Raw genomic sequence first — 334 nt, forward strand, 5'->3', positions numbered from 1 at the left:
CGCCCGGCGCGGCGGCGGGGTGGTGGCGATCCTGCACGACCTCAACCTGACAGCCATGTATGCCGACCGCATTTTCGCGCTGCATGGCGGCCAACTGGCGGCCACCGGCTCGCCAACGGACGTGCTCAACGACGAGCTGATTGAAAAAGTGTTCGACTGCCGCCTCAAGGTCGGTGCGCTGCCGGCCGCGAATATGCCGTTCGTGCTGCCGCAATCGGCGGCCTAGGTCATGCGGCGGGAGCGCGCTGCTCCAGGAGGTCGATGCCGAGCAGGTGGCGCACGCTCGGGCGCGCGGCGACGAGGTCGGCGATCGAGTAGCCGGACAGCACGGCAA

Annotated in this window: 2 pseudogenes; one reads left to right on the forward strand and one right to left on the reverse strand. The window is 68.9% G+C overall.

Features of this window, described 5'->3' with window-relative positions:
* Positions 1-226, forward strand: a pseudogene (locus EN845_RS34290) (iron ABC transporter); the annotation flags it as partial.
* Between the two features lies 1 nt (position 227).
* Here the strand turns inward: EN845_RS34290 and rirA are convergent.
* Positions 228-334: pseudogene (rirA, locus tag EN845_RS34295) on the reverse strand (iron-responsive transcriptional regulator RirA); the annotation flags it as partial.

It is taken from the genome of Mesorhizobium sp. M8A.F.Ca.ET.202.01.1.1 (assembly GCF_004791595.1).
Lineage (GTDB): Bacteria > Pseudomonadota > Alphaproteobacteria > Rhizobiales > Rhizobiaceae > Mesorhizobium.